A 13,720-nucleotide genomic window follows, 5' to 3' on the forward strand; every position below is an offset into this window, starting at 1 on the left:
TGGTATGATGGAGAGCGGACATTTTGAATGGCAAGCTTACTATTTTTTATAAAACAGAATGGTGTACCGTTTTGGGAGGGTAAATGAATTCAGATGCATAATGAAATAGAAAAGGTACTATTCAGTGAAAATGAATTACAAGAAAAAATTAAAGAAATTGGACAAGATTTAACGAAGGAATATAATGAATGTTTTCCGCTTGTTATCGGGGTGTTAAAAGGGGCTCTTCCTTTTATGTCCGATGTAACAAAGCGAATCGATATCCATTTGGAAATAGACTTTATGGATGTATCGAGTTATGGAAACAGCACTGTATCTTCCGGTGAAGTTAAAATTATTAAAGATCTTGATACAACGGTGGAAGGCAGAGATGTCATTATATTAGAGGACATCATTGACAGTGGCGTTACATTAAATTATCTTATTAGTTTAATTAAACATAGAGGAGCGAAATCACTAAAGATCGTTACTCTTTTAGATAAACCAGCTGGCAGACAAGTAGATCTGGTCCCGGATACAGTAGGATTTACTGTTCCTGATGAATTTGTAGTAGGTTATGGACTGGATTATGCAGAAAAGTACCGGAACCTCCCTTATATAGGTATTTTAAAACCTGAAGTATACAAGGGGTCTTGATTGTGAGATATATAACAAATATGGTACTATTATCTAAGTTGTCAATGCCCGTGGGAGGAGGTCAGGAATGAATCGTATTTTTCGAAATACCGTTTTTTATTTACTTTTGTTCCTTGTGATTATAGGAATTATCAGTTTCCTAAGCAATGATCAAACAAACACAAGTGAATTAACAACGGAAGAGTTTATGACTAAATTAGAAAATGATCAAATAGCGTCTGTTACACTACAACCAGAAGGTGATGTGTACCTGGTAACAGGTCAGGAAGTCGGACAAGAAGAAGACGAGTCTTTTGAAACATATATGCCGGTTTCTGAAGAGAACACCCAAATGGTTATGACAGCAGCGCAAGGGTCTGGTGACACACTGGATTTAGACACTAAGCCTGCCGAGGAACCAAGTGCCTGGGTAACGTTTTTCACATCAATCATTCCTTTTGTGATTATATTTATCCTCTTTTTCTTCTTGCTTAGCCAAGCTCAAGGCGGCGGAAGCAAAATGATGAACTTTGGCAAAAGTAAAGCCAAGTTGTATCAAGAAGAAAAGAAGAAGGAACGCTTTAAGGATGTAGCTGGTGCTGAAGAAGAGAAGCAAGAACTGGTAGAAGTGGTTGATTTTCTTAAAGACCCTCGTAAATTTGCCAGCATTGGTGCCCGCATTCCTAAAGGGGTGCTTCTCGTAGGACCGCCTGGTACTGGTAAGACGTTAATTGCCCGTGCAGTTGCTGGAGAGGCTGGCGTACCATTTTTCTCCATCAGCGGTTCAGACTTTGTTGAGATGTTTGTTGGTGTGGGTGCTTCTCGTGTTCGTGATCTTTTCGAAAACGCGAAGAAAAATGCACCGTGTATCATCTTTATTGATGAAATCGATGCGGTCGGTCGTCAGCGTGGAGCTGGTGTCGGCGGTGGCCATGATGAGCGCGAACAGACGTTGAACCAGTTATTGGTTGAAATGGATGGTTTCAGTGCGAACGAAGGAATTATTATCATTGCCGCTACAAACCGTTCCGACGTATTGGACCCTGCGCTACTACGTCCAGGCCGTTTTGACCGTCAAATTATGGTCGGACGCCCTGATGTAAAAGGTCGTGAGGAAGTACTTGGAGTACATGCTCGTAACAAACCATTGGCAGATGACGTCAATCTGAAAGCAATCGCACAACGTACACCTGGATTCACAGGTGCGGACCTTGAAAACTTATTAAACGAAGCCGCTCTTGTAGCTGCCCGGTCAGATATAGACAAGATTCGTATGTCCCATATTGAAGAGGCTATAGACCGTGTTATCGCTGGTCCAGCTAAGAAGAGCCGTGTTATTTCAGAAAAAGAAAAGAACATTGTTGCCCACCACGAAGCAGGTCATACTGTTGTCGGGGTTAAACTTGAAAATGCAGATATGGTGCATAAGGTAACGATTGTACCGCGTGGTCAAGCTGGTGGTTATGCGGTGATGCTTCCAAAAGAAGATCGTTTCTTCATGACTAAACCAGAATTGATTGATAAAATTGTCGGCCTACTTGGCGGGCGAGTTGCCGAAGAAGTAATGTTTAATGAAGTTAGTACCGGTGCCCATAATGACTTTCAGCGTACGACCGATATTGCGCGGAAGATGGTAACCGAATATGGAATGAGCGAAAAATTAGGCCCAATTCAATTTGGATCAAGCGGAGGCGGACAGGTCTTTCTTGGCCGCGATATTCAAAATGAACAAAATTACAGTGACGCCATAGCACATGAAATCGATAAAGAAGTTCAAAATATCGTTAATGAGTGTTATGAACGTTGTAAGCAGATTTTGACCGAGAACAAAGACAAGCTCGAAGCTGTAGCAGCAGCATTGCTTGAGTTAGAGACATTAGACGCAGAGCAGATTGAATCGCTTGTTGAGAAGGGTGAACTTCCTGAAAATCACCATTCCACTAAAGAGGACGATGAGGTCGGTGTAACGAAAAAGTCTGGTGACTCTGATGATGAGAACCAAGACGGTGATGTAAAGGTTAATATTCAATCAAAGTCTGATTCGGAAGAAGAAACGTCCGAAGCATCTGAGACAGAAAAAAATCATTCTAAACAGACGAATGAAGAAGATAATAAATCAGAAGTAGAAAAACTAGGAACCAATAACCCGCCTTCCTCTGAGGATGATCGGGACCGTAAATAAACTTATTTACCGCAGGAAAAGGGGTGCCGCTTACCGGCATCCCTTTTTGCGAATAAAAATGATATATAACGGACGGAGGATGCCTGTGCTACTTGTGATGAACATTGGTAATACTCATATTTCTCTCGGTTTGTTTAAAAATAAGGAGAGAATAGGGGATTGGCGTTTATCAACAGACCAAAATAAAACAGAGGATGATTATGGCCTGCAAATCTGCTCGTTGACAGAACAAAAACAAGCGAAAGTAGAGGAAGGGATCGACGGTATTATAATATCATCTGTTGTACCTCCAATCGTTCCTGTGATGGAACGGATGTGTCAGAAATACTTTCAGCAGACTGCGTTTATTGTTGGGCCAGGCATGAAAACAGGTTTAAATATTCGCTATGATAATCCTCGCGAAGTTGGTGCAGATCGTATTGTAAATGCAGTTGCAGCGATTAAGGAATATAATGGCCCTATGATTATCGCTGATTTTGGAACTGCAGCAACGTTTTGTTATATAGATGATGCGAACCGTTATATTGGTGGTGCCATTGCACCTGGTTTAACGATATCGGCAGATGCCCTTTATGAAAACGGCTCTAAGCTTCCTCGTGTGGAATTAGATCAGCCGGCGCAAATTATTGGGAGGAATACAATACATGCCATGCAATCCGGAATCTATTATGGTTACGCCGGCCAAGTTGATGGTATTGTTTCGCGAATAAAAGAAGAAGTGGGAGGAAATCCTTTTGTCTTAGCAACAGGTGGAGATGCAACATTAATAAGCAAAGCTTCACATGTCATAGACAAAGTAGATCCTTACCTTACTTTAAAAGGACTTTGTTATATTTACGATAAGAATATATCTTAAAAGGAAAGGAAGACATCATAATGGAAGATTATTTGGTTAAATCGGTAGCCTATGATGGAAAAATAAGAGCTTACGCTATACAAACAACGAATATGGTGAACGAAGCTATGCAACGCCATCAAGCATGGCCGACAGCAAGCGCCGCTTTAGGTCGTACGATGACCGCAGGATCGATGATGGGGGCGATGCTAAAAGGGGACGATAAGCTTACGATTAAAATCGAAGGCGGCGGTCCGATGGGCCCGATCATAGTAGATAGTGATTCGTCAGGGAATACCCGCGGTTATGCACACAATATGCAGGTTCATTTTGACTTGAACGATAAAGGGAAACTGGATGTTGCTCGTGCTGTTGGAAATGAGGGTATGTTGTCTGTGGTAAAAGACCTTGGCATGAGAGATCATTTTACTGGTAGTGTTCCATTGGCAAGCGGAGAAATTGGCGACGATTTTACTTATTATTTTGTATCATCAGAACAAGTCCCGTCTTCTGTTGGGTTAGGCGTATTGGTCAATCCCGATAATTCGATTTTAGCGGCTGGAGGATTTATTATTCAGTTGTTGCCTGATACAGAAGATGAATTGGCCGAAAAAGTAGAAAAGCAACTGGAAGCTATGCCTCCTATTTCTAAATTAATTGAAAAAGGGAAGTCTCCGGAAGAAATACTTCATATTATTTTAGGAGACGAAGTAAAAATACTTGATCGACAGCCTGTAGCTTTTTCCTGCCACTGTTCTTCTGAGAGAGTATCGAATGCATTAATTTCTTTAGGAAGAGAAGAATTACAAGATATGATAGATAAAGATGGCGGCGCAGAGACGCAATGTCACTTTTGTAACGAAAAATATAATTTTTCTGCTGAAGATTTGAAGGAACTTAAGCAAGAAGCGTGGAATATAGAAAACGGTGCACAATAGTATATTCTTTTGATTTGACACTTGTTTAAAAGGCTGATACTATATTATCAACAAAACCAATAAATTTACTTGGTATTAACGAGGGGGAACCATTAAATGAAAGTGGCAAATAACATTACAGATCTTATTGGAGAGACACCCTTAGTAAAATTAAACAATTTAACCGGCGAAAATGATGCAGATGTATATTTGAAACTAGAATACATGAACCCAGGAAGCAGTGTGAAAGACCGTATCGCTCTTGCTATGATTGAAGCAGCTGAAAGAGATGGCAAAATTAAGCCTGGAGATACGATTATTGAACCGACAAGTGGAAATACCGGTATTGGGCTTGCAATGGTTGCAGCGGCTAAAGGATACCGTGCGGTTCTTGTTATGCCGGATACGATGAGTTTGGAACGTCGTAACCTACTTAGAGCGTATGGGGCAGAACTTGTTCTTACACCTGGACCTGAAGGCATGGGTGGAGCTATCGGAAAAGCAAATGAACTTGCTGAAGAGAAAGGTTATTTTGTACCGCAGCAGTTCGAAAATGAAGCAAACTCAGCTATCCACCGTGAAACAACGGGACGCGAGCTGCTTAAACAAGTAGACGGTCAAATTGATTCATTTGTATCAGGAATCGGTACTGGTGGAACGATCACAGGTGCAGGTGGTTTGTTAAAAGAAAACTTCCCTGAAGTTAGAATTATAGCCCTTGAACCAGCAGATTCTCCTGTACTAAGTGGCGGGAATAAAGGCCCTCACAAAATCCAAGGAATTGGGGCAGGCTTTGTTCCGGGTATTTTAGACACAGACGTGTATGACGAAGTGGTAACAGTAACAACGGAGCAATCTTTTGAATATGCACGTCGTGCAGCAAAAGAAGAAGGAGTTCTTGGCGGTATCTCGTCTGGGGCAGCAATTTATGCAGCTCTTGAAGAAGCGAAAAAACTAGGAAAAGGCAAAAAAGTTGTTGCTGTTCTGCCTAGTAATGGTGAGCGTTACCTTAGTACTCCTCTTTATCAATTTGAAGAAGAAGAGTAAAACGAAAACCAAAGCATGTTAGAAAGCAGGGCTTAACGGCTCTGCTTTTATTTTTAATCATTAAAGCAATTAGAAATGAAAAAGGTGGGATAGAATGACGCAATACTTTGCTTCGCTGCCAAACCGTTTTTCTGAGTTTGATGTTATGGGCTCGGCCTATGATTATCCAGAAGACATGTTTTTTTCTACATATAAAGCGTTAAGCGAAAACCTGCCTTATCACGTGTTGCTCGAAAGCGGTCAAAGAGGGAGATACAGCATAGCGGCGCTTCATCCGTTTGCCATTTTTAGTGCCAAAAACCATTGTCTTTATATTGAAACAGAAGAAGGGAACAGTCAAAAAGAAGGGGATCCTTTAGACGAAATGAAAAAATGGCTGGCTCCGTTTGAAGTAGAAACTAATGCGGATCTTCCTGATTTTCAAGGAGGGCTTGTCGGATATATTAGTTACGACTATATACGTTATATTGAAGATTTACCGCTAGCGACGAAAGACGATTTGGATACAAGGGATTTATATTTTTTGGTTTTTCAGAATGTTTTTGTATACGATCATGTTTATAAAAAGCTGTGGATTATCGTCCACTATGACAAACAGATGCCAGCAGAGGCGAAACGGGAATGGTATGAGCTTAAGAAGATGTGGGATTATCCTCCAACATTTACGTGGGAACAGCGCTCTGTTGAAAAAGATGTATTGGCGGCAAAACCCTCTTTTTCAAGAGAAGGATTCGGCGAAGCGATTGGACGAGTCCAAGAATATATTCGAGCAGGTGATGCGTTTCAAGTCAATTTGTCCGTTAGACAATCTAAACAGGTGAAAACTCCGCCGCTCCATATATACGAAAAACTTCGTGAACTGAACCCCTCTCCCTATATGGGATATTTTCACACGCCGGATTTGCAGCTTGTGAGCGGATCTCCTGAACTTCTCATTAAAAAAAGGGGCGATGAAGCTTCCACTAGACCGATTGCTGGAACACGTCCGCGCGGTGATACTGAGCAAAAAGATTCGTATTATGAACAAGAAATGATGGGAACTGAAAAAGAACGAGCAGAACATGTCATGCTTGTGGATTTAGAGAGGAACGATCTCGGTAAGGTATGTACGTACGGAAGTGTGGAAGTTGATGAGTTAATGGTAGTAGAGCGTTATTCTCACGTCATGCATATTGTTTCCAATGTAAAAGGAAAACTTGCCGATAATGTGGATGTATATGATATGATAAAAGCAGCTTTTCCTGGCGGAACCATTACAGGAGCTCCTAAAATTCGAACAATGGAGATTATTGAAGAACTAGAACCTGTGCGAAGAGGCGTTTATACTGGTTCTCTTGGATGGATTGGATTTAACAAAGATATGGAATTGAATATTTCTATCCGTACGATGATTATAAACGATGACATTGCTTACGTACAGGCAGGAGCTGGAGTCGTCATTGATTCGATTCCGGATGCGGAGTATGAAGAATCATTAAAAAAGGCAAAAGCATTATGGAAAGCAAAAGAAATCAGTGAAGAAGAGATGGCTTTAAAGAAGAGCAGAGCAGAGGAGGAATAAAAAAATGATTTTAATGATTGATAATTATGACTCGTTTACGTATAACCTCGTTCAATATCTTGGTGAAATGGGAGAAGAACTGGTTGTACGCCGTAACGATAAAATAACGGTGGAAGAAATGGAAGAGATGGCGCCAGATTTTCTGATGGTATCGCCAGGTCCGTGCAGTCCGGATGAAGCAGGAATAAGTATGAAAGCAATCGAACATTTTGCCGGAAAAATCCCGGTTTTTGGTGTCTGTCTTGGCCATCAGTCTATAGCACAAGTATTTGGCGGCAATGTGATTCGTGCTAATCGCTTAATGCACGGTAAAACGTCCGAGATCAGCCACGATGAAAAGTCGGTATATGATAGTCTGCCAAATCCGTTTACAGCAACCCGATACCATTCCCTTATCGTAGAAAGAAAATCATTGCCTGAGTGTTTTGATATCACTTCAGAAACAAAAGAAGGGGAAGTAATGGGGATTCGGCATAAAACCCTGGCCGTTGAAGGCGTACAGTTTCATCCTGAATCCATCATGACAGGAGAAGGCAAACAACTCCTTCGTAACTTTATTGAAGCGCACCGCAAAAAACAGGGAGTATAGTAGACATGTATGTTTATATAAACGGAAACATTCAGGAGGCGGGCAATGCTCGTCTTTCTATTTTTGAACATGGATTTATGTACGGTCTTGGCTTGTTTGAAACATTTCGGGTATATGATGGACATCCTTTTTTATTAGACGAGCATTTTAAACGAATGGAAAATGGCTTGAAGTGGATGAATATCGTGTGGGAATACGATAGAAATCACGTATTGGCCCAAGTGCAAATGCTGTTAGAAGCAAATGGTTGGAATAATGCTTATGTTCGTTATAATATTTCTGCAGGGGAAGATAACCTTGGACTTTCGACAGAACCTTATCATTCACCAACCATTCTTATATATATGAAACCGATGCCGGAGGCTAAAGCAAAATTGGAAGCTGAGAAGAAAGGAATTTTTTTAACGATTCCCCGGAACACTCCCGAATCTGCTGTCCGGTTAAAATCTCATCATTACCTTAATAATGTGTTGGGAAAAAGAGAAATCGGGAATGATTCTGAGAAGGAAGGGATCTTTTTAACGGCAGACGGTTATATAGCAGAAGGTATTGTTTCAAACTTATTTTGGATAAAAGGTTCGACCTTATATACTCCATCTTTAGAAACGGGTATTTTAAATGGAGTAACCCGTTCTTTTGTCATAGAGCTAGCTGAAAAGCATGGGATGGATGTGAGAGAAGATCATTTTACTCCCGCTCATTTATATGAAGCAGAGGAAGTGTTTGTAACAAACTCTATACAAGAAATCGTACGTTTGACGGCGGTTAATGAACACTTTTGGAATAGGAAGAAAAACCCATCAATGATAGATGTATTTCAACAAGAATACGCAAGATATCGTCATACATTGTTTTGTCTGGATGACATGTTTTAGTGAGAAAGAACGAAGGGGTGAATCCAATGAAATGGAAAAATTGGTCGCTGGATTTTTCGGAAAAGACTTATGTTATGGGCATATTAAATGTAACACCGGACTCTTTTTCTGACGGAGGCCGGTTCAATAACAAAAAAACAGCCGTGGAACGGGCTAAGGAAATGGTGGACCAGGGAGCGGATATCATTGATGTCGGTGGAGAATCGACGCGTCCTGGTTTTGAAAAAGTAGACGGGGAGGAAGAATGTAACAGGGTTATTCCTATTATTGAAAAGCTATCCGAAACCTTAAATGTACCTATTTCTATTGATACGTATAAAGCCGAGACGGCTAAACGTGCAATCGAAGCTGGTGCGGATATTATTAATGATGTATGGGGAGCGAAAGCGGACAGCGATATGGCGCAAGTGGCTGCTCAATACGGCACTCCTATTATTTTAACGCATAACCGGGATAACACCGATTATAGCGATATTATGAGTGATATTTTAAAGGATATTCAAGAAAGCTTGGCTATTTGCCGAGAAGCTGGAGTGACAGAAGAACAGATTATTTTAGACCCGGGTATTGGATTTGCTAAGACGTATGACCAAAATCTTGAAGTGATGCGCAGACTAGAAGAGTTCACGGCGCTGGATTATCCTGTATTGTTAGGAACATCGAGAAAATCACTTATCTCAAAAACGTTGGATCTCCCGGCTCAAGACAGAGTAGAAGGAACGGGAGCGACAATTAGTTTAGGGATTGAAAGAGGAGCTCACATTGTGCGGGTGCATGATGTGCTGGAAATGAGTCGGACGGTGAAGATGATGGATGCTATGCTTGGAAAAGGGAAGGTGAAAACGGTTGGATAAGATTTATATAAAAGGGATGGAATTTTATGCATATCACGGTGTGTTCCCGGAAGAAAATAAATTAGGACAACGTTTTCGAGTAGACCTTGTACTTGAAGCTGATTTATCCGAGGCGGCAGCGGAAGATAATCTAAATAAAAGTGTGAATTACGCAGATGCACATCAAGCGGTAAAACATGTGGTTGAAGGAGAAACGTACAAACTGGTCGAAACAGTAGCGGAAGACATAGCTTCTGAAATATTGCGGGATTTTTCCGTTGTTGAAGCAGCTACAGTAAAAGTAATCAAACCGGATCCACCTATTGCAGGTCACTATGAACATGTAGCTATTGAAATTACGAGGGCAAGGGCATGACCAATCATCTTTTTTTAGCGCTTGGTTCTAATGTTGGAAATAGAGAAAGCTATCTACGCCAAGCTGTGGAGAAGTTGAACCAACACCCTGATGTGTGTGTTACACAATTGTCCTCTATATATGAAACGGTACCTGTTGGTGTGACGGACCAACCCTCTTTTTTTAATATGGTTCTACGGTTGAAAACAACTCTTAATGCCTCAGAAGTATTGAGGACGACGCAGAAAATGGAACAAGACTTAGATCGAAAAAGAGAAAAGCGCTGGGGACCGCGCACGATAGACCTTGACATTTTACTCTTCAATGATGAAAATATTAAGATGGAAGACTTATATATTCCGCACCCCCGGATGCACGAACGAGCGTTTGTGCTCATTCCTTTGAATGAAATAGCGGGAGACAATTATGTGTCATCATATAATCAATACATTAGCGAAATGACCAGTCAATTATCTGATCGCGAAAAAGAAGGTGTTCATTTATGGAAGAGCTGCACTGGTCCAGGAGGATTCGGGCTTTTCGAAAGTTAAAGGGTCATACGCAGGAGAGTCTTGCGAATAAAATGGGTATTGCTGTATCCATTTTAGGGCAAGTAGAGAGAGGCACTCGTATCCCGGATGACGTTTTTTTACACCAAGTGACAGAGGCATTAGGTATTTCCATACAGGAACTTGAATCTGAATGAAGTGTTGGAGGTGGAATCATTGTTGAAAATAGACAATATTGAAATGAAAAATCCCGTCGTATTAGCTCCGATGGCAGGAGTTTGTAACCCTGCTTTCCGACTGATTGCGAAAGAATTCGGAACGGGTCTTGTCTGCGCGGAAATGGTAAGTGATAAGGCGATTATTAATAAGAACGAAAAATCACTGCAAATGCTCTATGTAGATGAAAGAGAAAAACCACTCAGTCTCCAAATTTTTGGCGGCGAGAAAGATACGATGGCCGAGGCTGCTCAAGTAGTGGACCAGCAGACAAACGCTGATATTATTGATATTAATATGGGGTGTCCTGTTCCGAAAATAACGAAATGTGATGCAGGGGCAAAGTGGCTTCTCGACCCTGATAAAATTTATGAAATGGTGTCTGTTGCAGTAGAAGCTGTTGATAAGCCAGTAACCGTTAAAATGAGAATGGGCTGGGATGACGAGAATATTTTAGCAGTGGAAAATGCCCAAGCAATCGAAGCTGCAGGCGGAAAAGCTGTGTCCTTGCACGGACGTACAAGATTACAGATGTATGAGGGAACAGCTAATTGGGATATCCTCAAAGAAGTAAAAGATTCGATTAATATACCTCTCATTGGTAATGGAGATGTCAAAACCCCTCAAGACGCCAAAGCTATGCTAGAACAAACAGGAGTTGACGGCGTGATGGTAGGTCGTGCTGCATTGGGAGACCCTTGGATGCTTTATCGGACCATTCATTATCTAGAAACAGGAGAATTCACCGAAGAACCAACTCCTCGAGAAAAAATGGATGTGTGCATGATTCATATGGACCGTCTGATTCATCTAAAAGGAGAAAAAGTTGCTGTTCGTGAAATGAGAAAGCACGCTGCCTGGTATTTGAAGGGGATGCGAGGTAACAGCAAAGTCCGGGATAAAATTAATCATTTAGACTATCGTGATGATGTTGCCCATGCTTTATATCAATTTGTTGATGAACTCGAAGCGAAAGAAAAAGAGAAAGCATCGGCTGTATAAATTCTAGGTAAAACATGGGGCTGCCCCTTCAAACATTAAGGGTCAGTCCCCTTTGCATGAAGGAAAATAATAATCAAAATTAATGATGGTGAGGAGTTGTTGTAGGTGAGTCAAGAGCAGGAAAATAATGATCAAATGGCTGTTCGAAAAGAAAAACTCCAAGCATTGCAAGACCAAGGAAAAGACCCTTTTGGCGAACGCTTTGACAGAACTCATACAGCCCAAACGATGACAGAAGAATTTGATGAATATAGTAAAGAGGAACTAGAAGAGAAAGAATCTGTTGTATCATTAGCGGGAAGAGTGATGACAAAACGCGGAAAAGGAAAAGCAGGTTTTGCTCACATCCAAGACATTTCTGGACAGGTTCAAATTTATGTACGTAAGGATCAAGTAGGAGAAGAAGCATATGAGTTGTTTCAAAACACCGATATTGGTGATTTTGTAGGAATAACTGGTATAGCCTTTAAAACAAAAGTGGGCGAGTTGTCTGCAAAAGTTTCCGAGTTTGAGCTATTGTCGAAATCTTTACGACCGCTTCCGGATAAGTTTCATGGATTAAAAGATGTTGAACAGCGTTATCGTCAGCGCTACTTAGACTTGATTGTGAATCCTGAAGTTCGTGATACGTTTGTTATTCGAAGTAAAATATTGCAATCGATGCGGCGTTATCTTGATGATCAAGGGTATCTAGAAGTTGAAACCCCGATGCTGCACTCGATACCTGGGGGAGCGTCAGCACGCCCATTTATCACTCATCATAATGCTTTAGATATGGAACTATATATGAGAATTGCAATAGAACTCCATTTAAAACGATTAATCGTAGGTGGAATGGAGAAGGTTTATGAAGTAGGGCGGGTGTTTCGAAATGAAGGAATATCGACCCGTCATAACCCTGAATTTACAATGATAGAACTATATGAAGCATATGCAGATTACACTGATATCATGACACTTACGGAAAATCTTATTGCTCATATTGCTCAAGATGTTCTTGGGACAACTGTTTTTTCTTATGGAGATAATGAAGTCGATTTGACTCCGTCATGGCGCCGTGTGCATATGGTCGATGCCATTAAAGAAGAAGTTGGTGTCGATTTTTGGGAAGACATGAGTGATGAACAAGCTCATGCTCTCGCGAAGGAATATAAAGTGCCTGTGAAAGAAACGATGACGTTTGGACATATCGTCAATGAATTTTTCGAGCATTTTGTTGAAGAAAAACTGATTCAGCCGGTCTTCATTTATGGACATCCGTTGGCGATTTCTCCACTTGCTAAAAAGAATGCAAATGACCCTCGTTTCACCGACCGTTTTGAGCTATTTATTTTGGGGAGAGAACATGCGAACGCATTTACAGAGTTGAATGACCCGGTAGATCAACGTGAACGGTTCGAAGCACAAGTCAAGGAAAGAGAACACGGAGATGATGAGGCTCATATGATGGATACGGATTATCTTGAATCGATGGAATACGGCCTTCCCCCAACTGGAGGTCTTGGAATTGGTATCGACCGCTTAGTTATGTTATTGACTAATTCTGGTTCTATACGTGACGTTCTCTTGTTTCCTCAGATGCGTAAACAATCCCAAGAATAATATAATAGCTGGTCCCACTCCGGGGGCCGGCTTTTTTTAAAGATAAGAATATAGATCATATCCTATAGTGGGCACCCCCCCACTGTCTGATAAGACCGAGCTATTCCTTCGTAGCGAGAATTGGGTGCGTGCGACTGTCTCCTTGAAGCATAGACAGGTTTAGTACAGAAGTGTCAGTTCTCATCTGATAATAATGGTGTCACTACAAGGTGAATGTACAAAAAATAAATCATGCAGCAGCGGCTCTCTTCTTATAAAGCCAACTCTTTGTTAGTCTTTGTCGTATTTAAAAACAAAATAACTACAAAAAAATTTAAATGAAGGGTTGCGTGTGTATTGTATGGGTGATATATTATTACCTGTCGCTGTAATTACAGCACTTTTTATGAAAGAGCAATAAAAAAACCGAAGAAAACTTATTGACACAAGATTTTTCCGGTGTTAACATTAAAAAGTCGCTAATTAAGGCGAAGAAACACGAAATAACAGTTGTTCTTTGAAAATTGAATGAAAGTCAAGCGTCTGTCAATTCAAGCAACAAATATCGATTCAATATTGATTGAATCAATCAGTTAGAATCAA

At 40.9% G+C, this 13,720-nt stretch carries 14 protein-coding genes; all 14 read left to right on the forward strand.

The genetic code is table 11. The annotated features are described in order from the left end of the window. Positions 1 to 93: 93 nt before the first annotated feature. The 14 genes from hpt (at position 94) to lysS (ending at position 13,138) form a co-directional block, all read left to right on the forward strand. Positions 94 to 636 (forward strand): hypoxanthine phosphoribosyltransferase, encoded by a 543-nt coding sequence (gene hpt, locus J2S78_RS16940; RefSeq protein WP_306900459.1) that lies wholly within the window; start codon positions 94 to 96, stop codon positions 634 to 636. 67 nt (positions 637 to 703) lie between these two features. Next, positions 704 to 2,797 (forward strand): ATP-dependent zinc metalloprotease FtsH, encoded by a 2,094-nt coding sequence (ftsH, locus tag J2S78_RS16945; protein ID WP_306900461.1) that lies wholly within the window; start codon positions 704 to 706, stop codon positions 2,795 to 2,797. Between the two features lie 85 nt (positions 2,798 to 2,882). Further along, positions 2,883 to 3,653 (forward strand): type III pantothenate kinase, encoded by a 771-nt coding sequence (locus J2S78_RS16950; RefSeq protein WP_306900462.1) that lies wholly within the window; start codon positions 2,883 to 2,885, stop codon positions 3,651 to 3,653. Between the two features lie 20 nt (positions 3,654 to 3,673). Then, complete coding sequence (hslO, locus tag J2S78_RS16955) at positions 3,674 to 4,570, forward strand: Hsp33 family molecular chaperone HslO (protein WP_306900464.1); 897 nt, start codon at positions 3,674 to 3,676, stop codon at positions 4,568 to 4,570. A 96-nt stretch (positions 4,571 to 4,666) separates the two neighbouring features. Next, positions 4,667 to 5,596 carry a cysteine synthase A gene (cysK, locus tag J2S78_RS16960; protein ID WP_125561399.1) on the forward strand — a complete coding sequence of 310 codons (930 nt, stop codon included), beginning with the start codon at positions 4,667 to 4,669 and terminating at the stop codon, positions 5,594 to 5,596. A gap of 94 nt (positions 5,597 to 5,690) precedes the next feature. Continuing rightward, entirely contained in the window at positions 5,691 to 7,157 is a 1,467-nt protein-coding gene (locus tag J2S78_RS16965) for an anthranilate synthase component I family protein (RefSeq protein ID WP_370871585.1), read from the forward strand. Positions 7,158 to 7,161: 4 nt separating this feature from the next. Beyond that, positions 7,162 to 7,746, forward strand: a complete 585-nt coding sequence (gene pabA / locus J2S78_RS16970; protein ID WP_306900465.1) for an aminodeoxychorismate/anthranilate synthase component II — start codon at positions 7,162 to 7,164, stop codon at positions 7,744 to 7,746. 5 nt (positions 7,747 to 7,751) lie between these two features. Next, on the forward strand, positions 7,752 to 8,621 hold the full coding sequence (gene pabC, locus J2S78_RS16975; RefSeq protein WP_306900466.1) for an aminodeoxychorismate lyase: 870 nt from the start codon (positions 7,752 to 7,754) through the stop codon (positions 8,619 to 8,621). Positions 8,622 to 8,647: 26 nt separating this feature from the next. Next, the gene (gene folP, locus J2S78_RS16980) at positions 8,648 to 9,475 is read left to right on the forward strand and encodes a dihydropteroate synthase (RefSeq protein ID WP_306900468.1); all 828 of its coding nucleotides are present in this window, start codon (positions 8,648 to 8,650) and stop codon (positions 9,473 to 9,475) included. Beyond that, positions 9,468 to 9,830, forward strand: a complete 363-nt coding sequence (folB, locus tag J2S78_RS16985) for a dihydroneopterin aldolase (RefSeq protein ID WP_306900470.1) — start codon at positions 9,468 to 9,470, stop codon at positions 9,828 to 9,830. Before folP ends, folB begins: the two co-directional genes overlap by 8 nt. Further along, entirely contained in the window at positions 9,827 to 10,360 is a 534-nt protein-coding gene (folK, locus tag J2S78_RS16990) for a 2-amino-4-hydroxy-6-hydroxymethyldihydropteridine diphosphokinase (RefSeq protein WP_306900472.1), read from the forward strand. Before folB ends, folK begins: the two co-directional genes overlap by 4 nt. After that, positions 10,312 to 10,515, forward strand: coding sequence for a helix-turn-helix domain-containing protein (locus J2S78_RS16995; RefSeq protein WP_125561411.1), 204 nt, complete (start codon positions 10,312 to 10,314; stop codon positions 10,513 to 10,515). Before folK ends, J2S78_RS16995 begins: the two co-directional genes overlap by 49 nt. Positions 10,516 to 10,534: 19 nt before the next feature. After that, positions 10,535 to 11,536, forward strand: a complete 1,002-nt coding sequence (dusB, locus tag J2S78_RS17000; RefSeq protein ID WP_306900473.1) for a tRNA dihydrouridine synthase DusB — start codon at positions 10,535 to 10,537, stop codon at positions 11,534 to 11,536. Positions 11,537 to 11,671: 135 nt separating this feature from the next. Beyond that, positions 11,672 to 13,138 (forward strand): lysine--tRNA ligase, encoded by a 1,467-nt coding sequence (gene lysS, locus J2S78_RS17005; protein ID WP_370871586.1) that lies wholly within the window; start codon positions 11,672 to 11,674, stop codon positions 13,136 to 13,138. Positions 13,139 to 13,720: the final 582 nt, after the last annotated feature.

The organism is Salibacterium salarium (genome assembly GCF_030813635.1).
GTDB classification, from domain to species: domain Bacteria; phylum Bacillota; class Bacilli; order Bacillales; family Marinococcaceae; genus Salibacterium; species Salibacterium salarium.

Bases quoted from the DNA above. Each gene is read 5' to 3' on its own strand.
- hpt (WP_306900459.1), top strand. From the start codon at position 94: ATGCATAATGAAATAGAAAAGGTACTATTCAGTGAAAATGAATTACAA.
- ftsH (WP_306900461.1), top strand. From the start codon at position 704: ATGAATCGTATTTTTCGAAATACCGTTTTTTATTTACTTTTGTTCCTT.
- hslO (WP_306900464.1), top strand. From the start codon at position 3,674: ATGGAAGATTATTTGGTTAAATCGGTAGCCTATGATGGAAAAATAAGA.
- cysK (WP_125561399.1), top strand. From the start codon at position 4,667: ATGAAAGTGGCAAATAACATTACAGATCTTATTGGAGAGACACCCTTA.
- J2S78_RS16965 (WP_370871585.1), top strand. From the start codon at position 5,691: ATGACGCAATACTTTGCTTCGCTGCCAAACCGTTTTTCTGAGTTTGAT.
- pabA (WP_306900465.1), top strand. From the start codon at position 7,162: ATGATTTTAATGATTGATAATTATGACTCGTTTACGTATAACCTCGTT.
- pabC (WP_306900466.1), top strand. From the start codon at position 7,752: ATGTATGTTTATATAAACGGAAACATTCAGGAGGCGGGCAATGCTCGT.
- folP (WP_306900468.1), top strand. From the start codon at position 8,648: ATGAAATGGAAAAATTGGTCGCTGGATTTTTCGGAAAAGACTTATGTT.
- folK (WP_306900472.1), top strand. From the start codon at position 9,827: ATGACCAATCATCTTTTTTTAGCGCTTGGTTCTAATGTTGGAAATAGA.
- J2S78_RS16995 (WP_125561411.1), top strand. From the start codon at position 10,312: ATGGAAGAGCTGCACTGGTCCAGGAGGATTCGGGCTTTTCGAAAGTTA.
- lysS (WP_370871586.1), top strand. From the start codon at position 11,672: ATGGCTGTTCGAAAAGAAAAACTCCAAGCATTGCAAGACCAAGGAAAA.